This is a genomic window from Mesorhizobium sp. WSM3864 (genome assembly GCF_002294955.1).
Lineage (GTDB): Bacteria > Pseudomonadota > Alphaproteobacteria > Rhizobiales > Rhizobiaceae > Mesorhizobium.
Genome location: NZ_NSGD01000004.1, coordinates 1 through 23,937 on the forward strand (window position 1 = coordinate 1; position 23,937 = coordinate 23,937).

The following is a 23,937-nucleotide window of genomic DNA, read 5'->3' on the forward strand; positions in this document are numbered from 1 at the left end:
TCGTTAGACTGCCTGTCCAAAGAATCCCTTCTCAGGCCAACTTCAAGTCCCAAAAAACCATATGCGATTCCCCTGCCGTTTACGGGGAGAAATGCCCGGCAGGCAATGAGGGGTGGCGCCAGCCTCGGCGATTGTCGCCGGCTTGTTTTTATGGCTGGCGGCTGGCAGTAGTTCGGCGACCTCTTGCCGGACCCGCCGCATGCCCTTTTCCATCGCCACCTGGAACATCAACTCGGTGCGCCTGCGCATGCCGATCGTCGAGCGGCTGCTCAAGGAGCACGCGCCGGACGTGCTCTGTCTGCAGGAAACCAAGGTTCCGGACGAGCTGTTTCCGGAAAAGGCTTTCCGCAAGGCGGGATACGAGCACATCCTGTTCCACGGCCAGAAAGGCTATCACGGCGTGGCGACGGTGGCGCGCCGGCCGATCGCGCTGGTCGAGAAGCGGCGTTTCTGCGAGATCGACGACAGCCGGCATCTCTCGGTCAGGGTCCGGGCCGGCGGCAGGTCGATTCTGCTGCACAATTTCTACGTTCCGGCCGGCGGCGATGAGCCGGACCCGGAGATCAACCGGAAATTCCGCCACAAGCTCGATTTCGTCCATGAGATGAACAGCGTGCCGGCGAGCGAGCACGATGCCTCGATCCTGGTGGGCGACCTCAACATCGCGCCGCAGGAGCATGACGTGTGGTCGCACAAGCAATTGCTCAACGTCGTCAGCCACACGCCGGTCGAGACCGAAAACTTCGAGGCGATGCGGCGGGCCGGCGGCTGGGTTGACCTGATGCGGCTCAACGTGCCGGCCGAGCAAAAGCTCTACACCTGGTGGAGCTACCGCGCGAAGGACTGGCAAGCATCGGACCGCGGCCGGCGGCTCGACCATATCTGGTCGTCCGCCAATCTGGTGCCGAGCTTTGCCGGTTACGAGATTGTCAAGGCGGCGCGCGGCTGGGAGAAGCCGTCGGACCATGTGCCGGTCATCGCGAAGTTTGAATTGGATTGAGCGCTATCAATCGGCAGAGGCGCTGCGGCGCGTCTATTCCGTAAACCGTGGCGCGAGCTCCTCGATGCGGGCGATCATCTCTTGGAATTCCTCCAGGATGCGCTCGTGCAGCTGCACCGCCAGCTCCGGATACTCCTCCAAGATGCGGCGGAACATCTTGCGGCTCAAGCGGATCACTTCCGAATCGATCGCGGCCGAGGCGCTGGTCAGCCGGTTGGTGTCGGCGATAAGGGCCAGTTCGCTGAGCATGGCGCCGGGGCCTGCCGTGCCGATCGGGACGCGTTCGCCGCTGCCCTGCTCGCGATAGAGGACTATCCGCCCGCTGACGACGATATAGGCCGAGTCGGCCACGTCATCCTCGCGGTAGAGCTTGTGGTCGGCCTGCAGAAAAGTGGTCTCGGCGCCGAAGGCCAGCAGGCGCAACTGTTCCTGCGTGAAGCCCTGAAAAAGCTTCACGGCGGACAGGATGCGGATGTCGTCATCCAGCGCCATGCTAGCTGTGTCCCCGAGCGGTCAGTCCAGTCCCTCCTTTGGAGCGCCGCCTCCTTGCGGGAGCGCGCACTCCAACTTTCAATCACGCGTCGTGCGATGCGTGCAGCGAGCCGATCCATCACCCTCCAGCATCAGGATCGTACCCGAGGCAGTCCCGCCCGACCGCCTATCTGTTTGGTTCGACGCAATTCCGATCGGAAAACCGCTTTCACACTTTTCCTGGAATTGCTCTAAATCATGAAATGTTTAAGGAACCAGCTTGTAGCCGCCGCTTTCTGTCACAAGAATTTCGGCATTGGAAGGATCGCGCTCAATCTTCTGGCGCAGCCGGTAGACATGGGTTTCCAGCGTGTGGGTGGTGACGCCGGAATTGTAACCCCACACTTCTTCCAAGAGCACGTCGCGCGTTACCACCTTCTGGTCGGCGCGATAGAGATATTTGATGATCGAGGCTTCCTTTTCGGTCAGCCGCACCTTGGCGCCGCGCGGATCGATCAAAAGCTTCTGGCTGGGCTTGAAGGTGTAGGGGCCGACCGAGAAGGTGGCGTCCTCGCTCTGCTCGTGTTGGCGCAACTGTGCACGGATGCGCGCCAACAGCACCGCGAAGCGGAAAGGCTTGGTGACGTAATCGTTGGCGCCGGCCTCGAGCCCCAGAATGGTGTCGGAATCGGTGTCGTGGCCGGTCAGCATGATGATCGGGGCCTTATAGCCGCCCTTGCGCAGGATCTTCACCGCCTCGCGACCGTCCATGTCTGGCAGGCCGACGTCCATGATGAGCAGATCGACAAGGCCGCCGCGCGCCGTGGCGACGCCTTTTGCGGCGGTGGCTTCCTGCTGGACGTCGAATTCCTCGTAAAGCGCCAGCTGCTCGACGAGGGTGGCTCGCAGGTCGTCGTCGTCGTCAACGATTAGAATGGTGCGTGATGTCATGATCAATCCGTTGTTTTAAAAAGAATATTCAGTTGACCTCCCCCCATTTATGCGGAAGCTCACCGGCGCAACAGTCGTTCACAGTGATTTGTTCCGTGAGACAATCATACAAGAAAAAACGCGCGCGCAATGCGGCAGGCGAATTTTTGCCCAAAGGCCTGCATGCCCTGGTTGTGCGTGCAAGGCCCGGCAACCCTGCGCAGGGCTTGCTGCAAGCCGGCCAAACGGTGTTTCCCTGCGCCCTCGGGCGCGGCGGCATTTCCGCCAGCAAGCGCGAGGGCGACGGCGCGACGCCGCTGGCTGCGATGCGGATATTGTCAGGCTATTTCCGCAACGACCAGTTTCCCGGCGGCCGCCGGACGGGGCTGGCGATGGCGCCGATCGGCCCGGATCTCGGCTGGTGCGAGGTGCCGGACGACCGCAACTACAACCGGCCGGTGAAGATCCCTTACGGCGCCAGCCATGAACGGATGCGGCGCGCCGACCGGCTCTACGATGTGTGCCTGGTGCTGGACTGGAACATCGCGCCGCGCCGGCGCGGGCGCGGCAGCGCGATCTTCTTCCATCTGGCGCGTCCCGGCTTCACGCCGACGCAAGGCTGCGTCGCGGTAACGGCGCGCACCATGGCGAGGCTGCTGCCGCTGCTGTCGGACCGGACGGTGGTGAAGGTGGTGAGGTAAGGGAGTAAGGGAGTAAGGGAGTAAGGGAGTAAGGGAGTAAGGGTATGTCACGGCGGACGCACGTCCACCGAACCAAGATTCCCTGTCTACTCCCCTACTCCCTTATTCCCTGTTCCCCTAGTGCCGCTTAGGCTGCTGCCAGCCGGTATCCAGCAATCCGATCCGGCCAAGGTCCCGGTTCATCGCCTTTGCGACGTCCCTGCGCTCGACGCCGATGTCGCGCAGCTGGCGGTCGGAGAGATCCTCGACGGATTCGTCGGGAAACCGAGCGGCGACCCGGGCCTGGCGCAGCCACTCGAATGCCGAACGCAGCCAAAGCGTGATGCCGGAGTTGGATTTCGGAGCGGCGTGGGACTTCAGGACGATCTCGGTCATGGCTCTATCCCGTGTTCTCCGGATATCAAATCCGGTTTGATGGTTTATCGATGCGGCCATCTTGCCGGATTGAAAAACAAACGGGAAACGAGTAGTTCTTGTCCGATTATCAAGGTTTTTTTGGAGATGGGGATGGCCCGCTTGCTGCCCGGAACCCGTGCGTTGAGGACGTTCGAGGCAGCGGCGAGGCACCTCAATTTCACCCGTGCCGCGGACGAGCTTGGCCTGACGCCGGCGGCCGTCAGCCACCAGATCAAGGAAATAGAGGATCAGCTCGACCTCGTGCTGTTCACGCGCACCAGCCGCACCATGCGGCTGACCGAAGCGGGAAACGTTCTGTTCGAAGCCTCGGTCGATGCGCTCGACCTGCTTGGCCGCGCCGTTACCCGCGCGCGCAAGATGGCGAGAGGCACGGCGCTGCTGAAAGTGACGCTCGACGCGCAGTTCGCAACCAAGTGGCTGATGCGGCGCGTCGACGGTTTCCGCCGGCAAAAGCCGGGCGTCGAGTTGCGCTTCGACATTACCTATGAAGTCAGGGATTTCGAGCGGGACGATGTCGATATCGGCATTCGTTTCGGTACCGGCAAATATCCCGGGCTCTGCGCTCACCGGCTGTTCGAGAACATCATCATCCCCGTCTGCAGCCCGGCGCTGCTCGCCTCAGGCCCGCCGCTGAAGGAGCCGCGCGATCTCTTCCACCATACGCTGGCGCATATCGAATGGTCCCGGCAGGGCGTCACTTGGCCGAACTGGAGCATGTGGATGCACGCGGCAGGGGTCGAAGATTTCGACGACAGCCGCACCCTTGTCTTCGGGTCCTCGACCGATGCCGCGCAGGCGGCGCTCGACGGCAATGCGGTGGCGCTTGCCGACTTCGCCATGGTGGCCAACGACCTTTCGCAAGGGCGGCTGATCCGGCCCTTCGAACTCGGCATCAAGGTCGCGCCGGAGTTCGCCTATTTCCTGGTTTATCCGGAAGCGATGAAGGACGACGCGCGCATCGTCGCCTTCCGCGAATGGCTTCTCGACGAAGTCACGAAAGACGCAGACGCGGGGTAGCGGCGCTCCGGACCGCTCTCTCTGTTTATTGGGCGCAATTCCGACGGAAACCGTTTCACACTTTTCCTGGAAATGCTCTAGCCTGCCGGCGCGGCCGGCGCGCCGAACCAACCGATCACGGCGCCGATGATGAGCAGCACGCCGAGCCAATGGCCGGCATCGATCAGCGTGAGCTCCCAGCCGAAGCCCTGATAGCGGTGGTTGACCGACAACGTGGTGGCGACGAAGCCAAACCAGAGCACAAAGCCGAAGATCACGCCGGCGAGCGGGTTGGGCTCGCCGCCGGTCATCGCGCCGACCACCAGGGTCATGACCAGCGCCATGACGAGCTCGGCGACGAAGCTGACGATGAACGGAACGGCCGTGCGCTTCATCGTCGCCGGATCGAGCTTTGCCGCCTTCAGCCAGGGCCTGCTCAGGCCCATGTACCAGGCGGCACCGAACAGCCACGCCACGACGGCTGCGGCGATCACTGCCAGCCAGTTCACCGTTGAGAAATCCATAGAATCCCCTCCCGAAAGATGAGCGATGGAATCCCTGTTCGCCGGCTGCGTCAAGCCGAAGCGGCGGAAACCCATCGCCACACGGTCGTGCGCTTGACCTCGGCATCCTCCAGCACGCGCGTCACCGGCACCTGGTAGACGGCGAGCGATTGCAGTCCGGTCTTCGGCAGATAGGCGCGCCCGGGATCGCCGACGAGGATGTCGGCGCCGCGCGCCTTGAGGCTCGTGAACCACGGCGTCAGCCTCTCCGCCAAAGGCTTGTCGTAGAAGACATCGCCGGCCAAGACGACGTCCCAGCCGTCATCCGTGCCGGTGGAGTCCGCATCCACGAAATCGGCCTTCACACCATTGGCTTCGAGGTTGAGGGTGATGACCGTCGCGCAAAAGGGATCGATATCGGCCGCGGTCACTTCAGCCGCGCCGGCTTTCAAGGCAGCGATGGCGACCATGCCGGAGCCGGAAGCGAAGTCGAGCACGCGTTTCCCCTGCACCGTCGCCGGATGGTCGAGCACATAGCGGGCAAGGCCCTGGCCGCCGGCCCAGGCGAAAGCCCAGAAGGGCGGCGGCAGGCCGATCTCGGCCAGCTCCTCCTCGGTGCGCAGCCAGAGGTCGTGCGCCTCGTCAGCCAGGTGCAGCAGCACTTCCGGCACGTGCGGCGGCGCCATCAGCGCCGTATTGTCGAGGATGAATGTCCTTGCGTTTTTGGGAGTGAGTCTGGTCACGGCGCCGGGTCGAGGCCGGCCATGCGGCAGACTTCTTTCCACTCTGCCGGCGTCACCGGCTGCACGGAAAGCCGGCCAAGCCGCACCAGCGCCATGTCGGCCAGCTTCGGATTGGCCTTGACCTGTTCCAGCGTCACCGGCTTCGGCACGTCTTTGCGGGCGCGGATGTCGACGCATTCCCAGCGTGGATCGTCCGTGGTGGAGTCGGGGTGGGCGAGCGCGCAGACCTCGGCGATGCCGACGATGTCGAGGCCTTCATTGGAATGGTAGAAAAAACCGAGATCGCCGATCTGCATGGCCTTCATGTTGTTGCGCGCGGCGTAGTTGCGCACGCCGTCCCACTGCGTGCCGGCCTTGCCCTTCGCCTTCAGCGCCTCGAAGGAAAAGACCGAAGGTTCGGACTTGAACAGCCAGTAGTTCATCTCAGTTGTCCCCTTGATTGTCGGTTCGCCACGATTGAAGCGTTGGCGCTCTTCCTTATCCTTTCCCCGTTCTCGCGGGGAGCGGGAGCGCCAGCGACCGGTCACGCGGCGGCGGGCTTCTGGAAGACCCAATTCCATGGACGGATTTCGACGCTTTCGAACAGGCCAGCCTTGGCATAAGGGTCGGCGGCCGCCAGGGCTTGCGCGCCGGCCATGTCGGGCGCCTCAATCATCACCAGGCTTCCGTCAGGCTTGCCGGCAGCGTCGAGGAAGGGACCTGCGAAGGCAAGTCTTCCTTCGCTGATCAGCCCTTCCAGGAACGCCGCATGCGCCGGCCTTGTGTCGGCGCGCAGCTGCAAGCTGCCGGGCTTGTCCTTGCAAATCAATGCAAACAGCATGTTTTCAACTCCGAGGCTTCAAATGTCGGTTTCGGTTTTGAGCGGCCGCGTCATCAGCGCCGTCACCGCCTGGCCGATGGTCACCTTGCCATCGAGGATGGCGGCGACAGCTGCAATGATCGGCGCCTCGATGCCGCGCTCGGCGGCTATGCGGGCGGCAATGGCGGCCGTCGGCACGCCTTCGGCGAGCGGCAGGCCGGTGAGCTCCTTGCCTTGGCCGAGCGTCAGGCCGTAGGCGAAGTTGCGCGACTGCGCCGAGGAACAGGTGAGCAGCAGGTCGCCGAGGCCGGAGAGCCCCATCAGCGTTTCCGGCCTGGCGCCGAACGCGGCGCCGATGCGGCGCAGCTCGACGAAGCCTCGCGTCACCATGGCGGCCTGGGCGCTGGCACCAAGCTTGGCTCCGGTGACGGCGCCGGCAGCAATGGCGAAGACGTTCTTCAGCGCGCCGCCGATCTCGACGCCGATGAGATCGTCGCTGGAATAGCAGCGCAGGTTCTCGGCCGAGAAGCGGGCAGCGAGATCGGCCGCCAGTTCTCCGTCGCGGCCGGCCACCACCACGGCCGTCGGCAAGCCGCGCGCGACATCGCTGGCGAAGCTCGGGCCGGAAAGTGCTGCGACCGGATTGTCGGGCAGGTTTTCCTCGACGATCGAGGACAGCAGCGCGCCGGTGTCGCGCTCGATCCCCTTGGCGCAAAGGACCAGCGGCACGCCGGATGGCACATGGCCGGCGGCGGCGGTCAGCACCGCGCGCAGCGATTGCGCGGGCGTTACCGCCAGCACGCAATTCGCACCGTCGAGCGCAGCAGCGATATCGCTGGTGGCGACGATGCCGGGCTCGATCGCGATGCCGGGCAGATAGTGCGGGTTTTCGCCACGGTCGATCGCGTCGACGGTGTCGGGATCGCGGGCATAGAGGCGGACAAAATGGCCGGCGCGCAGCATGGCAAGCGCCAACGCCGTGCCCCAGGCGCCGCCGCCAAGCACTGCTACACGCCAGCCGCTGGGCGCCTTGGTTTGTGCGCCGTTCGTGACCGCGTCAGTCATGCCTTTGCCCCGCGACGGCCCGAGCCGACCAAGGGGGCGGAAACACTGTCCAGCGGCCAGCGCGAGCGCGGCACGAAGTCGGCGGCGCTCGCGTCGGCCATCCCGGCGCGCAGCCGCTCGATGCCGGCCCAGGCGATCATCGCGGCATTGTCGGTGCAAAGCTTTTGCGGCGGCGCGACGAATGCAAAGCCGGCCTTGGAACAGCGCGCCTCCAACGTTGCCTTGATCGTGCGGTTGGCGGCGACGCCGCCGGCGACGACCAGCGCAGGCTTTGCCGTCTCGGGAAATTCCTTGCGGAAACGGGCGAGCGCCCGCGCGACACGGTCGCCCAGCGCATCGGCTACCGCCGCCTGGAAGGAGGCGCATATGTCGGCGACGTCCTGGTCGCTGAGCGGCGCGATCGCCGTTGCCGCCTGGCGCACAGCGGTCTTCAGGCCGGAGAAGGAGAAATCCGGCTGCGCCGAGCCTTTCATCGGACGCGGGAAGGCAAAGCGGCTCGCATCGCCGCCGGCCGCGGCCTTTTCGACATTCGGCCCGCCCGGATAAGGCAGGCCAAGCATCTTGGCCGTCTTGTCGAAGGCTTCGCCCAGCGCATCGTCGATGGTCGTTGCCCAGCGCTGGTAGTCGCCGACGCCGCGCACCGCGACGATCTGGGTGTGGCCGCCGGAGACCAGCAAGAGCAGATAGGGAAAGTCGAGCCCGTCGGTCAGCCGGGCGGTCAGCGCGTGACCTTCGAGGTGGTTGATGGCGATCAGCGGCTTGTTCGCGGCGGCGGCGATCGCCTTGGCGGTCATCAGACCAACGATCAGCCCGCCGACCAGCCCCGGCCCGGCAGTCGCGGCGACGGCGTCGACCTCATCGAGCGATACGGCCGAATCGGTCAGCGCTGCCTCGACGATCCCATCCAGCGCCTCGACATGGGCGCGCGCGGCAATCTCGGGGACGACGCCGCCGAAGGCGGCATGCTCCTCGATCTGGCTCAAGACGACATTGGAGAGGATTTCGGGCGCGGAGTCGCCGTCCAGCGCCACCACGCTGGCCGCCGTCTCATCGCAGCTTGTCTCAATGCCCAGAACGCGGATCAATTCGTCGCTGTCCTCGAAGATTGTGTCTCCGACCTTTCCTATATAGGAGGTCTGTCGATAGTCAGGTGATGCCGGCCTGCAAATGGCGGTTTTCTGCGCTTCCGGCGCTCGCGTACCCAAAAGTACGCGCCGGTTCTCGAAATCCGCCATTTTCGGCTCGGCCTGACCTGAATCTCGGCAGACCTCGAAATCGCTTGGGGGGTTATCACGGACCGCGCGCCATGCAAACAACCTTGAAAATCGGAACACGCGGCAGCCCGCTGGCGCTCGCCCAGGCGCATGAGACGCGGGCGCGGCTCATGCAGGCGCATGGCCTGCCCGAGCAGGCCTTCGAAATTGTGCCGATCTCAACCAGCGGCGACCGCATTCAGGACCGGCCGTTGTCGGGAGCGGGCGGCAAGGGCCTGTTCACCAAGGAGATCGAGGAAGCGCTGCTCGACCGCCGCATCGATATCGCCGTGCATTCCTCGAAGGACATGCCGACGGTGCTGCCCAACGGGCTGAAGCTTTCCGTCTTCCTGCCGCGCGAGGACGCGCGCGACGCCTTCATCGGCAAGACCGCGAAGCGGATCGCCGATCTGCCGCATGGCGCGACGCTCGGCTCGTCGTCGCTCCGGCGCCAGGCGCTGCTCCGCCGGATGCGGCCGGACCTCAATGTGGTGATGTTCCGCGGCAATGTGCAGACCAGGCTGCGGAAGCTGGATGAGGGCGTGGCCGAAGGCACCATCCTCGCCTATGCCGGGCTGAAGCGGCTCGGGCTCGAGAGCGTGATTACCGATCTGATGCCGCTGGATGTCTTTCCGCCGGCGCCGGGGCAGGGGGCGATCGGCATCGAAAGCCGCATCGGCGACAGCGCGGTCGAAAAAATGCTGGCGGCTATTCACGACATGCCGACCGGCCAGGCGCTGGCCTGCGAGCGGGCTTTTCTTGCTGCGCTCGACGGCTCCTGCCGGACGCCGATCGCCGGCCATGCGATCGTTTCGGACGAAAACCTGTCTTTCGCCGGGTTGATCATCTCGCCCAACGGCACCGAGTCGCATGAGGTCAGATTGAACGGCCCGGCCCGGGACGCGGCGAATATCGGCGCGGAAGCCGCGCGGGCCGTTCGCGCCAAGGCCGGCGCAAAATTCTTCGACGGCTGGGCCTGACATGGTCCGCGTCCTGGTGACGAGGCCGGAACCGAGCGCCTCCCGCACGGCCCGGCGGCTTCAGGCCCAGGGGTTCCAGCCCGTCCTGCTGCCACTGACGGAAACAGTGGCGTTACCGGTCGAGGCAAGCGTCTTTCCCGCTGCTGCCGCGGTTGCCGTTACCAGCGCCAATGCTGTCCGCTATGCGCCCAAGGAACTGGTCGCCGCGCTTGCCGCCCTGCCTTGCCATGCGGTCGGGACAAGGACGGCGGAAGCCTGCCGTGCGGCTGGATTTACGTCCGTCTTTGAAGGCGCAGGCGATGCCGAAGCACTGGCCGGCCAGATAACCGCCGAACTTACGGGCAAGGAGATGGTTTATCTTTGTGGCCGGGTGCGTTTTCCGGTGTTCGAAGAACGGCTGGCGGCAGCCCGGGTGCGTGTCCGGCCTGTCGAGACCTACGACACGATCGAATTGGACTATGGCGACGATGACGTCGTTGCCCGCTTGTCGGGCACGCCAGTCGAGGCAGTGCTGCTCTATTCGGCCAAGGCGGCGCCCGTGATGATTGGCCTGGCCATGCGCCCAACACTGCGGCATCTCTTTGAACGGGCGGAGTTTTTGGCTCTGTCCGTAAGAATCGCCAACGCATTGGACGGGGTTGGCGGGCAAAAGGTTCGCATTGCCTCTCAACCCGACGAGGACGCGCTGTTCCAGCTTTTGTCGCTACCGGGCTGAGCCGCGTCATCACACCGCCCCTTTTCACCGCTTGGTGATGTGGTAGAGCATCCTTGAGCTCTAGACCCTTTGAACCATCCTCAAGCCAATTTGCGGAGCCCAAGCATGGTCAAGACGCCTAAGGTGCGACATTCGAAGAGCCGCCGCGAGCCGGTGACCATCGAACTCGAACCCGGCGCCGTCTCGCGAATCACCGACGAGGATGCCGCCAATACCGATACCAACACGGAACGAACCGACGAGGCGAAGGCAGAGGAAGGGGCTGCTGCTTCGCAGCCCGAAGCTCCCGAAGAGCCGATCCATGCCGAACAGGCCGACATCGAGCCGTGGGAACACACCGACGCGGCGCAGGGCGGAGCTGACCAGGCTGGAACCAACAAGGATGGGGCGGAAGCATCCTATCCGGGCACTGATGAGGCTCCGAAGAGCGAACCAAAAAGCTTCGGCTACAGTTTCGAGGATGCGTCGGCAGCCAAGACCAGTTTTGCCGCCTCGACGGCGAAGCCGAGCGAAACCCGAAGCGACGATCGCGACTTCCCGGCCGCCAGGCGCTCAGGCGTCAACATGATTGCCGCCGGCGTGATCGGCGGCGTTGTCGCGCTTGCCGGCGCCGGCCTTCTGCAAGCGGTAGGGCTGCTCGGCTCTCCGACTTCGGTCGGCGGGCCCTCGCCCGACGGCGTCACCGGCGAGATCGCCTCGCTGAGAAGCCAAATCGCGGCACTCAAGGAAACGGCCGATACCGGCGCTTCGGCCAAGGTCGACGGCCTGTCCTCGGCGCTCGACCAGGTGAAGTCGGACGTCGCGGCGCTGAAATCCTCGGCCGGACAGGGCGGCGACGGCGCCGCGCTCAAGGCGCTCACCGACAAGGTCGGCCAGATCGAGACGTCGGTCGCCGACCTGCAGAAGGCCGGAAATGCTGCACCGGTCGATCTCGCCCCGCTCAACGAGAAGCTCGCCGGGCTCGACGCGCTTGTGAAATCGGCGGGCGACGCGGCGAAGGCGGCGGACAGCCGGATCGCTGCGCTGGAACAGTCGGTGCAGCAGCTCTCCGGCAAGGTCGAGGCGCAGGCCTCGCAGCCGAAGATCGCGTTGGCGATCGCCGCTTCGGCGCTGAAGGCGGCGCTCGATCGCGGCGCGCCGTTCGCGACCGAGCTCGACACGTTCGCCGCGATTGCGCCCAACGCGCCGGAGCTTGGCGTTCTGCGCGGCTATGCGGAAAAAGGCGTGCCCACGCGAGCCACCATCGCTTCCGAGGCCGAAGCCGCCGCCAACGCCATGATCGAAGCGGCAACGCCGGTCGACCAGAATGCCGGCTTCTTCCAAAGCCTGGTGTCGAGCGCGAAATCGCTGGTGCAGGTGCGGCCGGTCGGCGCCGTCGAAGGCAAGGGCGTGCCGGAAACCGTCGCGCGCATTGAAGTGGCAGTCAGCCAGGGCGACTATGCCAAGGCTCTCGCCGAATACGATACCCTGCCCGATGCGTCGAAGGCGGCCGGCGCCGACTTCGCCGGCAAACTGAAGGCGCGGCTCGAGGTCGAAAAGCAGATCGAAGCGCTGATTGGCGGCGCGACCAAGGCATGAGGACCGTCAAATGATCCGCATCCTCGCCTTCCTCGCCGTCGTCTTCGCGCTGGGGCTCGGCTTTGCCTGGCTGGCCGACCGGCCGGGCGAGATGATCGTCACCTTCAACGGCTACCAGTACCAGGTCACGCTGATGGTGGCGGCGGTGGCGATCGTTGCCGTGGTCGCAGCGGTGATGATCGTCTGGTGGCTGATCAAGTCGCTGTGGAACAGCCCTTATGCGATCTCGCGCTATTTCCGGGTGCGCCGCCGCGACCGCGGCTACCAGGCGCTGTCGACGGGGATGATCGCGGCCGGCGCCGGCGACGGCGCGCTGGCGCGCAAGAAGACCAAGGAGGCCGCCAAGTTGATCAGTTCCGACCAGGAGCCGCTGATCAACCTGCTCGATGCGCAGGCCTCGCTGCTCGAAGGCGACCATGACGGCGCGCGGGAAAAGTTCGAGCGCATGCTCGATGATCCGGAGATGCGACTGCTCGGCCTGCGCGGGCTCTATCTCGAAGCTGAGCGACTGGGCGACCGCAACGCCGCGCGCCACTATGCCGGTCGTGCCGCAGCTGTGGCACCGCAGCTTGCCTGGGCGGCGGAATCGACGCTTGAAGAGCTGACCGAGCGCGGCGACTGGGACGGCGCGTTGAAGCTGGTCGAGGCGCAGAAATCGACAAGGCAAATCGAACGCGATGCCGCCAACCGCCGCCGCGCCGTGCTGCTCACTGCCAAGGCGCAGGCGCTGGTCGACAGCGATCCGAACGCTGCCCGGACCGCGGCGCTCGAAGCCAACAAGCTGGCGCCCGATTTCGCGCCGGCCGCGGTGATCGCGGCCAACCTGCTGATTAAGCACAACGATGTGCGCAAGGGTTCCAAGATCCTGGAGACCGCTTGGCGGGCCGAACCGCATCCGGATATTGCCGAGCTCTACATCCATGCGAGGCCGGGCGATGCCGTGCTCGATCGCCTCAACCGGGCGAAAAAGCTGCAGGAATTGAAGAAGAACCATGCCGAATCGTCGATGGCGGTGGCGCGCGCCGCGCTCGACGCGCAGGATTTCGCCATCGCCAGGCGCGAGGCGGAATCCGCCATCCGCATGGATCGCCGCGAAGGCGCCTATCTGTTGCTGGCCGACATCGAGGAGGCCGAAAGCGGCGACCAGGGCAAGGTGCGGCAGCTGCTGTCCAAGGCTGTGCGCGCGCCGCGCGATCCGGCCTGGGTGGCGGACGGTGTCGTCTCGGAGCGCTGGGCGCCGGTATCGCCGATCACCGGCAAGCTCGACGCGTTCACCTGGCGCGCGCCGATGGAGCGGCTCGGGCAATTGATCGACAGCGAGGTTGAGGAGGCGGTTCCCGCGATCGCTGCATCGGCGCCCGCTTTACCGGCTGACGAGAGAGCTATCGACCTTGAGCCCGATAGTTCGGCCGAGAAGGCGGCCGCCGAGGCGCCGAACGGGGTGGAGAGGGAAACCGCGGTCGCAGCCGCCGATGACACGGTGGTCGAGCAGGCGCCGGAGTTGCCGCGCTTGCCGGATGATCCCGGCGTCACGCCGGAAGACGAGGCGGAAAAATCGCCGCGCCGGTTTCGTTTGTTTTGAGGCTCGGCTTGGCGGACAGGGAAAAAGCATCGATGTTCGAACGCGTATTGTCCTTCCTGAGGGACTTGCCTGCTGCGGGCGCGAGCAAGCCAAGCGCGGACGATCCGCGCGTCGCGGCCTCGGCGCTGCTCTATCACGTGATGAACGCCGACGGCGTGCGCCAGGATATCGAGTGGGAGCGCTTCAAGGAGATCCTGGCCGAGACCTATTCGATCAGCGGCGACGAGCTCGACGCGCTGGCCGCCGCCGGCGAGCGTGCCGATAACGAGGCGATCGACCTCTATGCCTTCACCAGCGTGCTCAAGCGCCATCTGGATGCCGAGGCGCGCAAGGCCTTCATCGGCCTGATGTGGGAGATCGTCTACGCCGACGGCGAGCTGCACGAGCTCGAGGACAACACCGTCTGGCGCGTCGCCGAACTGATCGGTGTCGAGCGCCACGACCGCATCGAGGCGCGCCGCAAGGCGGCGGCCGAAGCCCCGGGCGCTCGGGGCACATCGAGCGACGAATAGCTGGACCTTTCTTCTTCCATGCCACCCAGACCCAGGCCGAGACCAAAAATCCTGATCGTGCTGCATCAGGAGACTTCGAGCCCCGGCCGCGTCGGCCATATGCTTCTGGAAGAAGGTTTCGATCTCGACATTCGCCGGCCGCCGCTTGGCGAAGAGCTTCCCTGCACTTTGGACGGCCACGCCGGGGCGGTGATCTTCGGCGGGCCGATGAGCGCCAACGACCAGGACGAGTTCGTCCGGCGTGAGACCGAGTGGCTCGAAATCCCGCTCAAGGAAAACCGGCCTTTTCTTGGGATCTGCCTCGGCGCGCAAATGCTCGCCAGGCATCTTGGCGGCAGGGTCGAGGGCCATGGCGAAGGACTGGTCGAGATCGGCTGGTATCCGCTGAAGGCGACCGACGCCGGCAAGAAACTGCTGCACTGGCCGGAGATGGTCTACCAGTTCCACCGCGAGGGCTTTTCCCTGCCGAAGGACGCGACGCTGCTCGCCACGGCTGAAACCTATCCCAACCAGGCTTTCCGGTATGGCGAGAATGCCTGGGGCATCCAGTTCCATGGCGAGCTGACCAGGGTGATGATGCAGCGCTGGGTGGTGCGTGGCGCGCATCGCTTCGAGCTGCCGGGCGCGCAGCCCGGCCGCGATCATCTCGGCGGCCGGCTGATCTGGGACATGCACCTCAAGCGCTGGCTCGGCGAATTTTTGAGCCTGATCTTCGGCAAGCCGGCCGTCGGATAGATTTTGCCGCAATTGCAGAGGGAAGCCGCTGCACTCTTCTAGTCCGGCCGTCAAAGTTGCTGCGCCGGCAATTAGTTCCTGCTATTCAAATGCCGCACCTGCCGCAGCGCAGGGAACAACCAAGCCCAGATCCCGGCAACCGCGATGGCGCCGACGCCGCCGATCACCACCGCCGGCACGGTGCCGATCAGCGCCGCCATGGTGCCGGCGCGGAACTCGCCAACCTCATTGGAAGCGCCGACGAAGACCTGGTTGACGGCGTTGACGCGCCCGCGCACCTCGTCGGGCGTCCAGAGCTGGATCAGCGTCTCGCGGATATAGACGCTGAACATGTCGGTGGCTCCGAGCATGGCGAGCGCCACGATCGACAGCCAGGTGATGGTCGAGACGCCGAACAGGACGGTGAAGGCGCCGAACAAGGCGACGAAACCGAGCATGATCTTGCCGGCATGGTCGCGGATCGGATGGCCGGCGAGCCAGACGGCCACGGCGATGGCGCCGATGCCAGGCGCCGAGCGCAGCAGGCCGAGGCCCCAGGGCCCAAGCTCCAGAATATCGCGGGCATAGACCGGCAGCAGCGCCGAGGCGCCGGAGAGCAGCACCGCGAACAGGTCGAGCGAGATCGCGCCGAGCACGATCTTCTCGCCCCAGATGTAACGAAAGCCGGCAAACAGGGTCTGCATCGTCGGCTTGTCGGTAGCCGTCTGCTGCGCGGGCTTGGGGATGGTGAAGACGAGCAGCGCGGCGATAAGCATCAGGATCGCCGCAGTAGCGTAGGCGATCTCCGCCGAAAGGCCGTAGAGCAGGCCGCCGGCGACCGGGCCGACGATGGTTGCCGTCTGCCAGGCGGACGAATTCCAGGCAATGGCGTTGGCGAAATCCTGTGGCGGCACCAGATTGGCGACCAGCGAGGACGAGGCCGGCCCGTAGAAGGCGCGGGCGATGCCGAACATGGCGAGCACGACGAAGATCGGCAGCGGGCCGCCAAGGCCGCGCAGCGTCAGCAACAACAGAGTGAGCGCACAGCCGGCCTCGACGAACGACGCCAATGTCATGATCAGGCGGCGGCCGAAGCGGTCGGCGACGACGCCGGTGACAAGCACCAGGAGCAGCGACGGCAGGAACTGGACGATGCCGACGATGCCGAGGTCGAAGGGATTGCGCGTCAGGTCGTAGATCTGCCAGCCGACGGCGACTGAGACGATCTGGGTGGCGAAAGTGGTGAGGAAGCGCGCCGTCCAGTAGCTGAGATACGGCCGGTGCCGGAAGGCGGCGTAGCGCTGTTCAGGTGAAGTTGCTTCGGCGGTCATGATTCGAGGGCCCCGTTGTGACATCGGCCGGCGGGGCACTTCCACGGTGGGCGCTGTTCCGGCCGGAGACCCTTAGCCCAGTTCGCCTCGTCGCGCGCGCAAAAAATCGGCGCGGGATGAAGGAACTTCGGAATTATCGTTCACGGTCAAGGAGGCTCAGTCTCTCAGCGCGGCGGAAATCGCTTGCAACCCGCCGCGCAATTCCGCCTCTTTCGGCCAGCCGAAGCCGACGCGGAAGAAGCGCTTCGGCATCTCGAACCAGTGGCCGGGACCGACATAAGTGCCGTGTTCTTCCAGGAGCCGAGCGTAGAACCGGTCGAGGTCGAAGCCCGCATCGACATTCAGCCGCGGGAAGCCGACCACACCGCCTTGCGGACGCATCCAGTCGACCAGCGGCTCGCCGTCGATCCAGGCCTGGACGATATCGCGGCGCTTGGCCATCTCCGGCAGCAACGATGCAAGGAAGGCATCGCGCCGCTCGAGCATGGAGCGTGCGATCGCCTCGTCGATGACACTGCCGCAGATGCCGATCTGCTCCTTGGCGGCGAGGAACGTCTCTTGCAGAGCGTGGTCCTTGCTGACCAGCCAGCCGATGCGGATGCCCGGAATGCCGAAAGCTTTCGAAAGGGAACAGACGCTGATCGCGCTTGGACTGAGCGATGCCGCGGAGGGCAGGCGCTCGCCATAGGACAGATCGCGATAGGTTTCGTCGACCAGAAGCCGGCAGCGGCGGCTTTCGGCAAGCGCGACCAGCGCGTCGAGATCGGCGCCGGTCATCATCGTGCCGGTCGGGTTGTGCGGGCAGGTGACGCTGATCAGCCTGGTGTTCGGCCGCACCGCCGCCGCGACCCGCGCGACATCCACGGCGAAGCCCTCGTCGAAGTCGAGATCGACATAGCTGATGGCGCAGCCGATCGCCTTGGGCGTCTCGATATTGGTGGCATAGTTCGGCCGCACGACGACGAGATGGTCATCGGCCGAAAGCAGCGAGGTAGCAATGATGAACAGCGCGCCCGCAGCGCCGGCGGTAACCAGCACGTCGGCTGGGGAGAGCCCTTTGTCCTGCCCGGCGATCAGCGCACGCAATTGCTTGTCGCCGCGATGCTCGCCGTAGAACAAGGTGAGGTCGGGCAGCGAGAGGCCGATATCGGCAAGCTTCTGGTCGGCGATCGAGCTTTCGGAGAGATTGAAGCGAATGCGGTCGTAGCCGTATTCCTCCGGCGCTTCCTTCTCGATCACCATCCTCGCATAATTCATGGCTCACCCGAACAGCCTTCGCTTGTCTTATCCAAGCCAAAAGCAGGAAGCCTGCCAAGGCGGATTCCTTGGCAGGCTTCTTCAAAACGTTGGCACAGGGCCAAGATCGTTCAGGCGGGGGCCTTTACCTTCCTGGCCTTTGCCGGCTTCTCCGGCTCGGCTTCCGCCTTGCGGCCGAGGCCGATCGACTTGGCGAGCTCGGAGCGCGATGCCGCGTAATTAGGCGCGACCATCGGGTAGTCTGCCGGCAGGCCCCATTTGGTCCGGTAGGCTTCCGGGCTCAGCCCGAAATGCACGCCGATATGACGCTTCAGCGATTTGAACTTCTTGCCGTCCTCGAGGCAGATGATGTAGTCCGGCGTCACCGAGCGCCGGGGATTGACGGCAGGAACGGGCGGCGGTGCCGGCGGAGTCGGCGGCTGGTTCAGGGCGCCGATCGAGGAGGCGACACTGGCGATGAGCTCGCCCAGGCCCGAAGCAGGCAGCCGGTTCTTGGCGACATAGGCCGACACGATGTGGGCGGTGAGCTCGAGCAGGTCGACATCTTCCTTGGCTGTATTGGTTTCCTCGTCCACGTCAGTCCTCCTCTATGCCGCACGGCCGCAAATCGGGATGTAAAAATCCAGCGCGCTGCCGCGCGCTTGGCGCGCCGAGACGGGCGCATGTGCGGCAGGCCGGCGGATTCCTAGTCGGCAAATCTGCGCGGCGCAACGACAGGTCGTGCGACTACACGTTATTTTGAACGACTATACTGAAAAGTAAAAATATCAGACGATCAGCGCCTTATCTCGCCACAGTCGAAATCCGCCTTCGAAAGCACGTGTGTTGTCGCCGCGCCTGGATTTTTCAGGCAATTCATCGAGCTTGTCGACATTGCCGCCGCCGATGACCACATAGTCCGGCTGCAAGGCGGCGCGAAGCCTGTTTACGACATCGAAAACGTATCTGCGCCATTTTTTCTTGCCGTGCTTTTCCAGGCCGCGCTCGCCGACATAGTCCTCGAAGCTGCCGCCCTTCTTGTAAGGAAGATGAGCAAGCTCCATCGGCTGCCCGACATTGTCGAGGATCATGGCGGCGCCCAGGCCGGTGCCGAGGCCGAGGAACAGCATACGGCCGCCGTCATAGCTGCCGATCGCCTGCAGGAGCGCGTCGTTGACGACTTTGACCGGCTTGCCGAAGGCGGCGGCGAAATCATAGCCGTTCCAGCCCTTGCCGAGATTGAAGGGGTCGAGCGACGGCTTGTTGTCCCTGACCGGGCCAGGGTAGCCCATCGAAATGACGTCGTAATCCAGACCCTCGGCCAGCTTCTTCACCGAAGCCACCATCTGCTCAGGTGTCAGGCCCGGCCCGGACTCGGTGCGGCGCATCTCGCCGCCGGCGCTAGTGAGAATTTTCACACGCGATCCGCCGACGTCGATGGTGAGGACGACCTGCCCGTCCTTCGTCGAAGCCCGTTTTGTTGCTTTCGCCATCCCGTCCCCCGAGAAGCTATTTCGTCGGATTGATCCAGCCATTGGGGGGGCCGAAGCCTTTCATGGCGTCGGCCGGCCCCCAGGTCTTCGGCGCGTAAATCGGAGGCGGCGTGGTGTCGCCAAGCACCGGTCCGACGATCCGCCATGCAAGCTCGGCCGCGTCCTGGCGCGTGAAGAGCTGGCCGTTGCCGTTCATGGCGTCGCCGATCAGCCGCTCATAGGGCGGCATATCGCCCTTGCTGTCGTCGAGCGCGGTCAGTTCCACCTGCTCGCCGATCATGTCGTCGCCGGCTACCTTGCGCTGGGCGCCGATCGAGATCGCCACCTGCGGATCGATACGGAAACGGACATAGTTGGCGTCGCCCGGCTTGATCGGATCGAAGACGTCGAGTGGCGGGCGCTTCAACCGCACGATCACTTCGGTCGCATGCACCGGCATGTTCTTGCCGGCGCGGATGAAGAACGGCACGTCCTGCCAGCGCCAGGTGTCGACGAAGAAGCGTACGGCGGCGAAGGTCTCGACCGGCGAGTTCGGCCGCACGCCCGGTTCGGCCAGATAGCCGTCGAACTGGCCGCGCACGACATCGTCCTTGGTCAAGGTGCGGATGGCGCGCAGCACCTGCACCTTCTCGTCGATCAAATCGTCGGCAGAGCGGCCGACCGGCGGCTCCATGGCGAGCAACAGCAGGATGTTGAGCAGGTGGTTCTCGATGACGTCGCGGATGCAGCCGACGTCGTCATAGAACTTGCCGCGGCCTTCGATGCCGAAATCCTCGGCCATGGTTATCTGCACGCTCTCGACGAAGTTGCGGTTCCAGATCGGCTCGAGGAAAGCGTTGGCGAAACGGAAATAGAGCAGGTTCTGGATCGCTTCCTTGCCGAGATAGTGGTCGATGCGGAAGATGGACTGTTCGTCGAACACCAGGTGCAACACGCGGTTCAGCCAGCGGGCCGACTGCAAATCGTGGCCGAAAGGCTTTTCGACCATCAATCTGGCGCCCCGCGCGGTGCCGGATTGTTCGAGGCCCTGGACGACGGTTTCGAACATGGTGGGCGGCACTGCCATGTAATGCAGCGGCCGCTGCGCCGATCCGAGCGCCGTCTTCAATCTCTCGAATGTCACCGGATCGCGATAGTCGCCGCTGACATAGCGCAGCAGCGAGGCGAGCCTGGCGAACACCTTGTCGTCGACGGCGCCCAGCGCATTGACGATGCCGTCGCGGGCACGGTCCACCAACTTGCCAAGGTCCCAAGGATCGAAAGCGACGCCGATCACCGGCTCGCTCAGCGTTCCCTTGGCGACCATCTGATAGAGCGCCGGAAATATTTTCTTATGCGCAAGGTCGCCGGTCGCCCCGAAAAGCACCAGCGTGTCGGATCTCTCCTGGCTCATCCCGTCACTCCCACCCTCACGCCTTCGGCTTTTCGACATGGCCGCCGAAAGCGTAACGCATGGCGGACAAGAGCTTGTCGGCGAAGGCGGATTCGCCTTGCGAGGAGAAGCGGTCGAACAGCGCCGAGGAGAGCACCGGCGCCGGAACGCCGGTATCGATCGCGGCCTTGAGCGTCCAGCGGCCTTCGCCGGAATCGGAGACGCGGCCGCCGAACTGGGCGAGCGACGGATCGTTCTTCAGCGCGCCGGCGGTGAGATCGAGCAGCCAGGAGCCGATGACGCTGCCATGGCGCCAGACTTCGGCCACGGCGGGCAGGTCGATGTCGAACTGATAGTATTGCGGGCTTTCGAGCGGGCTGGTTTCGGCGTCCGCCGTGCGGGCGCGCTTGCCGGCATTGGCCGATTTCAGGATGTTGATGCCCTCGGCGTAGGCCGCCATGACGCCGTATTCGATGCCGTTATGAACCATCTTGACGAAATGGCCGGCGCCGCTCGGCCCGCAATGCAGATAGCCGTAAGGCGCGGTTCCGGCGTCTTTCGGCGGATTGGAGCCCGGGTCGGCGCCCGGCGCCAGCGTGGCGAACACCGAATCCAGGTGTTTCACGGCTTCGTCGGGGCCGCCGATCATCAGGCAGTAGCCGCGCTCCAGCCCCCAGACGCCGCCGCTGGTGCCGACATCGACGAAATTGATGCCCTTGGTCGCCAGCTTCGCCGCCTGGTCGACGGCGTCGTGATAATAGGAATTGCCGCCGTCGATGATGATATCGCCCGGCTCCATCAGCGCCGCAACCTGGTCGACGATCCTGCCGGTGATCGCCGCCGGCAGCATCAGCCAGGCACAGCGCGGCTTGGCGAGCTTGGCGACGAACTCCTCCAGCGAGGCGGCGCCGATGGCGCCGTCCTTGACCATGCCGGCGACGCTTGCCGAATTGATGTCGTAGACGACGCATTCGTGGCCGTCGCGCATCAGGCGGCGCACCATGTTGGCGCCCATCCTGCCCAGTCCCATCATTCCGATCTGCATGGTGTTATCCTAATAGCTTGAGGAAAGAACCTTACTGGCTATCCGAAGGATCGATGCCGACGGTGAAGTCGACATTCTCCCAACGGCTCGCTTCGGGCCAGAAAAATGTGAAGACGACCGTCGATCCCGGCTGCAGGCCGGCGACATCCAGGTCAACCAGGTGGACGCCGAAGGCGTTCTCCACCGTGTTGTCCTCGCGCACCGTCAGCCACTTGTCGCTACTCCAGTGAACCACGCCGCGCGCCGCAAGTTCCACGCGCAGGAGCTTGCCGGCGGGAAGAGAGCGGATCTTGTTGTTGAAGCGCCATGTCCTGAACGGCGAAACGGTCTTGCGCTCGATGTAGCGCTCGACGCCCTGCGGCGGCATGTCGAAGACCTTGCCGTCGCGCAGCGAGCGCAGCAGCTTGATATGCTCGGCATGCGCCCAGACCAGCGGCATGGCGCTGCCCGATGGCGCGCCGAGCCGCAATTCGCGCTCCGGCAGGTCGGGTCTGTCCCAAACCTGCTCCGGCAGCAGACCGCCTGCACCGGCAGAGCGCTCGAAGGTTTCGAGCAGTTCGGCCGCTTTGCCGGGTCGCCCGGCGGCCAGCTCGTAATGCGCGCGCTCGCCGGCGAGTAGCGGCCAGGGCCGGCCCCGGCCGGTGCCGTCGAAGGGCGAGCCGTCCTCATGCTCGCCATAGCCGTCACCGCTATAGCGATACCAGAGCGGGCCTTGCGGCAACTCGCAGCGCAGAAGCGCGTCGATGGCTTTGACGGTGTTGACGATGCGCGGATCGTCGGCGGCTCTCAGTCCGAAGCGGACCAGCGCCAGCGCGTCGGGACTTATGATGGCCTCGGCCGGCCGATGGCTATCGCCGGGCGGGCGGTTCTTGATCGGCACGAAACCGTCCTTCGGCGAAGCGGCGCCAGCACCGTCGGGCGGTGCGATGCGGACATGGTAGCCGTCGATGCCCTCCCTGGCGCAGAGTTCGGTGCCGGTGACATAGGTCCAGCGCTCGATCTGGTCGTTCCAGCAGTCGGCCGTCTCGCGCAGATAGTTTGCCGGTTCATTCTTGCCGCAAGCATCCAGCATGTCAGCCGCCGCAAGCAGCGCCGCGATCTCGACGGCCAGCGTGAACGGGCTGTAGCCGGCGTCCTCTTCCCAGCGGTCCTCGCCGGTGACCGGGCCGTTGCGCACCACATAGGAAGCCGCGCTTTCGATCATGGCTAGGAAGTCGTCGAGCTTCGCGCGCGGCAGATGACCCGCGCGGCGGAGCGCGTCGGCAAGCAGCAGCGGAAAGGCGCATTCGTCCATCTGGATGCCAGGCCAGTAGGGCGTGCCGCTCGCCCAGCAGTTCTGCGGCCAATGACCGTCCGCCTGTTGGATCGAGCGGAGATAGGTGAGGACATCGAGCGCCTGCCTGGCGTCGCCGGCTGCAAGGAAGCCCCCCGCCGTTTCGACCAGGTCGCGCGGCCAGACCAGATGGTAGCCGCCGAGATCGTCGTCGCCTTTGCTGAAGCCCCAGGGGATCGAAAGACTGGCGACTGCGGCTCCAGGCCTGGCGATCGACAGATGCGAGGCAAGCACCGCGGTACTGACGCGGCAGGTGTTCAAGCCGGAGGCGGCTTGCCTGTCGAGCGTCTCCAGGCCGGACTGGAAACTCCGCCAGTTGGCGGCATACGTTTCGGCGGCCGCATCGAAACCGTCCTTCAGGCTGGCCAGCGCGACCTCCGCCGCCTCTTCCGGCGAGGCGCCGAAGCCGAGCGCCAGCAATGCGGTGCCCTTGCCTGTCGAGAAGCCGATCTCGCCGGTCAGCGCCACATTGCCATCCTCCGCGCGCTCAGCGGCAGGATCGAGCGCGCCGCCATTCCGCAGCTGCTGCCAGCCGTCGGAGAAACCGACATAGCCGGCCGAGCATGCGCCCCAGGGCGGCGAGGCGGCAAGCGCGAGCGAGACGCCGCGGCCTGACGCAAAGAGGACACGCTGCCCCTTGTGCTGGCCGACCCAGGCGGTGTTGCCCATGCCGCGATTGACGAGATGCGGCGCGAGCAGCGCGTAAACCTGGTGGTCCGAGGCCGAGCCTTTGAGCGCCGCGAATGTGATTTCCTGCAGCAGAACGGGCCGTTTCGAATCCGTAACAATGCGCTTTTCAATCCGATACGAGCCGTTGACCGCCGTGTTGACCAAGCGATAGCCGGGCACGCCGGCTTCGAATGGCTCGATAAGGTGGGCGGCATCGCGTTTCTCTTCCGAGAAATAACCATCGGGACCGGTTATGATCAGCCCCAGGTCGCGCGTGCAGGCGCTGTCGAGGCGGGGATAATAGACCTCGTTCAATATGCCGTGACTGATGGTGAACCAAAGCGGGCTGTTCGCTGAAAGCCCGGTGCCGACGCCGCTCTTGGCGCTTGACGTCCAGCGCGCGGGAATTCCCGGGGCGCCCTGAGCAACGGTCGGCGTCACTGCCATCAATTGGCCTCCTGCGGCCGTTCCTAGACCAGGAGCCGGCGGCTTTTCAATC

25 protein-coding genes are annotated in these 23,937 nt (G+C 65.0%); 9 read left to right on the forward strand and 16 right to left on the reverse strand.

What is annotated here, in order from left to right:
• Positions 1–199 precede the first annotated feature (199 nt).
• The gene (xth, locus tag CK215_RS10275; protein WP_095830878.1) at positions 200–1,000 is read left to right on the forward strand and encodes an exodeoxyribonuclease III; all 801 of its coding nucleotides are present in this window, start codon (positions 200–202) and stop codon (positions 998–1,000) included.
• Between the two features lie 33 nt (positions 1,001–1,033).
• On the opposite strand, the gene CK215_RS10280 is transcribed toward xth, so the two are convergent.
• Both CK215_RS10280 and CK215_RS10285 read right to left on the reverse strand, forming a co-directional pair.
• Positions 1,034–1,492, reverse strand: a complete 459-nt coding sequence (locus tag CK215_RS10280; protein ID WP_095782692.1) for a cyclic nucleotide-binding domain-containing protein — start codon at positions 1,490–1,492, stop codon at positions 1,034–1,036.
• 246 nt (positions 1,493–1,738) lie between these two features.
• A complete protein-coding gene (locus tag CK215_RS10285) occupies positions 1,739–2,422 on the reverse strand; it encodes a response regulator transcription factor (protein ID WP_066998380.1) in 684 nt (227 codons plus the stop codon).
• A 146-nt stretch (positions 2,423–2,568) separates the two neighbouring features.
• Between CK215_RS10285 and CK215_RS10290 the strand changes: the two genes are divergently transcribed.
• Positions 2,569–3,102, forward strand: coding sequence for a L,D-transpeptidase (locus CK215_RS10290; RefSeq protein WP_245418658.1), 534 nt, complete (start codon positions 2,569–2,571; stop codon positions 3,100–3,102).
• A gap of 117 nt (positions 3,103–3,219) precedes the next feature.
• Here CK215_RS10290 and CK215_RS10295 read toward each other — a convergent pair whose 3' ends face one another.
• A complete protein-coding gene (locus CK215_RS10295) occupies positions 3,220–3,477 on the reverse strand; it encodes a DUF1127 domain-containing protein (RefSeq protein WP_095830880.1) in 258 nt (85 codons plus the stop codon).
• Between the two features lie 132 nt (positions 3,478–3,609).
• On the opposite strand from CK215_RS10295, the gene gcvA reads away from it, so the two are divergent.
• Positions 3,610–4,536 (forward strand): transcriptional regulator GcvA, encoded by a 927-nt coding sequence (gene gcvA / locus CK215_RS10300; RefSeq protein WP_095782690.1) that lies wholly within the window; start codon positions 3,610–3,612, stop codon positions 4,534–4,536.
• A 77-nt stretch (positions 4,537–4,613) separates the two neighbouring features.
• On the opposite strand, the gene CK215_RS10305 is transcribed toward gcvA, so the two are convergent.
• The 6 genes from CK215_RS10305 to tsaD form a co-directional block, all read right to left on the reverse strand.
• Positions 4,614–5,039, reverse strand: coding sequence for a DUF1761 domain-containing protein (locus tag CK215_RS10305; RefSeq protein ID WP_095830881.1), 426 nt, complete (start codon positions 5,037–5,039; stop codon positions 4,614–4,616).
• A 50-nt stretch (positions 5,040–5,089) separates the two neighbouring features.
• Complete coding sequence (locus tag CK215_RS10310) at positions 5,090–5,761, reverse strand: methyltransferase (RefSeq protein WP_095782689.1); 672 nt, start codon at positions 5,759–5,761, stop codon at positions 5,090–5,092.
• Positions 5,758–6,183 carry an EVE domain-containing protein gene (locus CK215_RS10315; protein WP_066998318.1) on the reverse strand — a complete coding sequence of 142 codons (426 nt, stop codon included), beginning with the start codon at positions 6,181–6,183 and terminating at the stop codon, positions 5,758–5,760. Before CK215_RS10315 ends, CK215_RS10310 begins: the two co-directional genes overlap by 4 nt.
• Positions 6,184–6,284: 101 nt before the next feature.
• Complete coding sequence (locus tag CK215_RS10320; RefSeq protein WP_066998315.1) at positions 6,285–6,581, reverse strand: YciI-like protein; 297 nt, start codon at positions 6,579–6,581, stop codon at positions 6,285–6,287.
• An 18-nt stretch (positions 6,582–6,599) separates the two neighbouring features.
• Complete coding sequence (locus CK215_RS10325; protein ID WP_095830882.1) at positions 6,600–7,625, reverse strand: NAD(P)H-dependent glycerol-3-phosphate dehydrogenase; 1,026 nt, start codon at positions 7,623–7,625, stop codon at positions 6,600–6,602.
• Positions 7,622–8,707, reverse strand: coding sequence for a tRNA (adenosine(37)-N6)-threonylcarbamoyltransferase complex transferase subunit TsaD (gene tsaD / locus CK215_RS10330; protein ID WP_170950287.1), 1,086 nt, complete (start codon positions 8,705–8,707; stop codon positions 7,622–7,624). Before tsaD ends, CK215_RS10325 begins: the two co-directional genes overlap by 4 nt.
• Before the next feature lie 224 nt (positions 8,708–8,931).
• Here tsaD and hemC point away from each other — a divergent pair, with 224 nt between their 5' ends.
• The 6 genes from hemC to CK215_RS10360 all read left to right on the forward strand — a co-directional run bounded on the left by hemC (position 8,932) and on the right by CK215_RS10360 (position 14,980).
• Positions 8,932–9,858, forward strand: a complete 927-nt coding sequence (hemC, locus tag CK215_RS10335; RefSeq protein WP_095830883.1) for a hydroxymethylbilane synthase — start codon at positions 8,932–8,934, stop codon at positions 9,856–9,858.
• 1 nt (position 9,859) lies between these two features.
• A complete protein-coding gene (locus CK215_RS10340; RefSeq protein ID WP_095830884.1) occupies positions 9,860–10,573 on the forward strand; it encodes a uroporphyrinogen-III synthase in 714 nt (237 codons plus the stop codon).
• 105 nt (positions 10,574–10,678) lie between these two features.
• Positions 10,679–12,151, forward strand: a complete 1,473-nt coding sequence (locus CK215_RS10345) for a mitofilin family membrane protein (protein WP_095830885.1) — start codon at positions 10,679–10,681, stop codon at positions 12,149–12,151.
• A 10-nt stretch (positions 12,152–12,161) separates the two neighbouring features.
• Complete coding sequence (locus CK215_RS10350) at positions 12,162–13,733, forward strand: heme biosynthesis protein HemY (RefSeq protein WP_095830886.1); 1,572 nt, start codon at positions 12,162–12,164, stop codon at positions 13,731–13,733.
• A gap of 32 nt (positions 13,734–13,765) precedes the next feature.
• Complete coding sequence (locus CK215_RS10355) at positions 13,766–14,245, forward strand: TerB family tellurite resistance protein (RefSeq protein WP_066998287.1); 480 nt, start codon at positions 13,766–13,768, stop codon at positions 14,243–14,245.
• Between the two features lie 18 nt (positions 14,246–14,263).
• A complete protein-coding gene (locus tag CK215_RS10360) occupies positions 14,264–14,980 on the forward strand; it encodes a glutamine amidotransferase (RefSeq protein WP_066998285.1) in 717 nt (238 codons plus the stop codon).
• A gap of 71 nt (positions 14,981–15,051) precedes the next feature.
• Here the strand turns inward: CK215_RS10360 and CK215_RS10365 are convergent, their stop codons facing one another.
• The 7 genes from CK215_RS10365 to CK215_RS10395 form a co-directional block, all read right to left on the reverse strand.
• Positions 15,052–16,290: an MFS transporter gene (locus CK215_RS10365; protein ID WP_095830887.1), complete on the reverse strand. Its 1,239-nt coding sequence runs from the start codon at positions 16,288–16,290 to the stop codon at positions 15,052–15,054.
• 156 nt (positions 16,291–16,446) lie between these two features.
• A complete protein-coding gene (locus tag CK215_RS10370; protein WP_095830888.1) occupies positions 16,447–17,547 on the reverse strand; it encodes a pyridoxal phosphate-dependent aminotransferase in 1,101 nt (366 codons plus the stop codon).
• 110 nt (positions 17,548–17,657) lie between these two features.
• A complete protein-coding gene (locus CK215_RS10375) occupies positions 17,658–18,122 on the reverse strand; it encodes a MucR family transcriptional regulator (RefSeq protein WP_066998275.1) in 465 nt (154 codons plus the stop codon).
• Between the two features lie 192 nt (positions 18,123–18,314).
• A complete protein-coding gene (locus tag CK215_RS10380; RefSeq protein WP_095830889.1) occupies positions 18,315–19,019 on the reverse strand; it encodes an ROK family protein in 705 nt (234 codons plus the stop codon).
• Positions 19,020–19,035: 16 nt separating this feature from the next.
• The gene (gene zwf, locus CK215_RS10385; RefSeq protein ID WP_095830890.1) at positions 19,036–20,412 is read right to left on the reverse strand and encodes a glucose-6-phosphate dehydrogenase; all 1,377 of its coding nucleotides are present in this window, start codon (positions 20,410–20,412) and stop codon (positions 19,036–19,038) included.
• A gap of 16 nt (positions 20,413–20,428) precedes the next feature.
• Positions 20,429–21,436, reverse strand: a complete 1,008-nt coding sequence (gene gnd / locus CK215_RS10390; protein ID WP_095782676.1) for a phosphogluconate dehydrogenase (NAD(+)-dependent, decarboxylating) — start codon at positions 21,434–21,436, stop codon at positions 20,429–20,431.
• Positions 21,437–21,467: 31 nt separating this feature from the next.
• A complete protein-coding gene (locus CK215_RS10395) occupies positions 21,468–23,885 on the reverse strand; it encodes a glucan 1,4-alpha-glucosidase (RefSeq protein ID WP_095830891.1) in 2,418 nt (805 codons plus the stop codon).
• Positions 23,886–23,937: the final 52 nt, after the last annotated feature.

What these genes read in the sequence shown, in the direction of transcription:
- xth (WP_095830878.1), top strand. Translation starts at nt 200, where the DNA reads ATGCCCTTTTCCATCGCCACCTGGAACATCAACTCGGTGCGCCTGCGC.
- CK215_RS10280 (WP_095782692.1), bottom strand. Translation starts at nt 1,492, where the DNA reads ATGGCGCTGGATGACGACATCCGCATCCTGTCCGCCGTGAAGCTTTTT.
- CK215_RS10285 (WP_066998380.1), bottom strand. Translation starts at nt 2,422, where the DNA reads ATGACATCACGCACCATTCTAATCGTTGACGACGACGACGACCTGCGA.
- CK215_RS10295 (WP_095830880.1), bottom strand. Translation starts at nt 3,477, where the DNA reads ATGACCGAGATCGTCCTGAAGTCCCACGCCGCTCCGAAATCCAACTCC.
- gcvA (WP_095782690.1), top strand. Translation starts at nt 3,610, where the DNA reads ATGGCCCGCTTGCTGCCCGGAACCCGTGCGTTGAGGACGTTCGAGGCA.
- CK215_RS10305 (WP_095830881.1), bottom strand. Translation starts at nt 5,039, where the DNA reads ATGGATTTCTCAACGGTGAACTGGCTGGCAGTGATCGCCGCAGCCGTC.
- CK215_RS10315 (WP_066998318.1), bottom strand. Translation starts at nt 6,183, where the DNA reads ATGAACTACTGGCTGTTCAAGTCCGAACCTTCGGTCTTTTCCTTCGAG.
- CK215_RS10320 (WP_066998315.1), bottom strand. Translation starts at nt 6,581, where the DNA reads ATGCTGTTTGCATTGATTTGCAAGGACAAGCCCGGCAGCTTGCAGCTG.
- CK215_RS10325 (WP_095830882.1), bottom strand. Translation starts at nt 7,625, where the DNA reads ATGACTGACGCGGTCACGAACGGCGCACAAACCAAGGCGCCCAGCGGC.
- hemC (WP_095830883.1), top strand. Translation starts at nt 8,932, where the DNA reads ATGCAAACAACCTTGAAAATCGGAACACGCGGCAGCCCGCTGGCGCTC.
- CK215_RS10340 (WP_095830884.1), top strand. Translation starts at nt 9,860, where the DNA reads ATGGTCCGCGTCCTGGTGACGAGGCCGGAACCGAGCGCCTCCCGCACG.
- CK215_RS10345 (WP_095830885.1), top strand. Translation starts at nt 10,679, where the DNA reads ATGGTCAAGACGCCTAAGGTGCGACATTCGAAGAGCCGCCGCGAGCCG.
- CK215_RS10350 (WP_095830886.1), top strand. Translation starts at nt 12,162, where the DNA reads ATGATCCGCATCCTCGCCTTCCTCGCCGTCGTCTTCGCGCTGGGGCTC.
- CK215_RS10355 (WP_066998287.1), top strand. Translation starts at nt 13,766, where the DNA reads ATGTTCGAACGCGTATTGTCCTTCCTGAGGGACTTGCCTGCTGCGGGC.
- CK215_RS10360 (WP_066998285.1), top strand. Translation starts at nt 14,264, where the DNA reads ATGCCACCCAGACCCAGGCCGAGACCAAAAATCCTGATCGTGCTGCAT.
- CK215_RS10365 (WP_095830887.1), bottom strand. Translation starts at nt 16,290, where the DNA reads ATGACCGCCGAAGCAACTTCACCTGAACAGCGCTACGCCGCCTTCCGG.
- CK215_RS10370 (WP_095830888.1), bottom strand. Translation starts at nt 17,547, where the DNA reads ATGAATTATGCGAGGATGGTGATCGAGAAGGAAGCGCCGGAGGAATAC.
- CK215_RS10380 (WP_095830889.1), bottom strand. Translation starts at nt 19,019, where the DNA reads ATGGCGAAAGCAACAAAACGGGCTTCGACGAAGGACGGGCAGGTCGTC.
- zwf (WP_095830890.1), bottom strand. Translation starts at nt 20,412, where the DNA reads ATGAGCCAGGAGAGATCCGACACGCTGGTGCTTTTCGGGGCGACCGGC.
- gnd (WP_095782676.1), bottom strand. Translation starts at nt 21,436, where the DNA reads ATGCAGATCGGAATGATGGGACTGGGCAGGATGGGCGCCAACATGGTG.
- CK215_RS10395 (WP_095830891.1), bottom strand. Translation starts at nt 23,885, where the DNA reads ATGGCAGTGACGCCGACCGTTGCTCAGGGCGCCCCGGGAATTCCCGCG.